Source organism: Vibrio sp. 10N.222.52.B7 (assembly GCF_041474275.1).
Lineage (GTDB): Bacteria > Pseudomonadota > Gammaproteobacteria > Enterobacterales > Vibrionaceae > Vibrio > Vibrio crassostreae_C.
In genome coordinates, this window is sequence record NZ_JBFRTU010000097.1 from 2,984 (window position 1) to 3,544 (window position 561).

Annotated in this window: 1 protein-coding gene; it reads left to right on the plus strand. The window is 44.2% G+C overall.

Translation table 11 applies throughout. The features are described from left to right. Nucleotides 1–474: AAA family ATPase (locus tag AB4512_RS20280; protein ID WP_372175475.1), on the plus strand; the 474-nt coding region annotated here is incomplete at its 5' end. Between the last annotated feature and the right edge of the window lie 87 nt (nucleotides 475–561).

The following is a 561-nucleotide window of genomic DNA, read 5'->3' on the forward strand; positions in this document are numbered from 1 at the left end:
CGCAATGTGATTCTAGTGATGACGACCAACGCAGGTGTGGCTGAAACCGAGAAGAAATCGATCGGCCTGATCCAACAAGATCATGCGCCAGATGCGATGGGCGAAATCAAGAAGGTATTTACTCCTGAGTTCCGTAACCGTCTTGATAATATCATTTGGTTCAACAGCCTTGACCCAAGTGTGATTAGCCAAGTAGTTGATAAGTTCATTGTCGAGCTTCAGGTTCAACTGGACGCTCGTGGCGTGTCTTTAGAGGTTTCTGAGGATGCTCGTCACTGGTTAGCTGATAAAGGCTATGACAAGACCATGGGTGCTCGTCCAATGGGACGTGTTATTCAAGAGAAGCTTAAGAAACCACTTGCTAACGAGTTACTGTTCGGTAGCTTGGTTGATGGCGGTACGGTTAAAGTATCCCTGAAAAAAGATGAATTGGATTTCATCTATGTTGGTGCTAAAGAAGAGGTCATGCACTAACGAAGTGATTGATAAATCAAAGGCTTAAATATAAAACGCATGACTTAGGTTGTGCGTTTTTTTATGCTTGCGAGATGCGAGATGCGA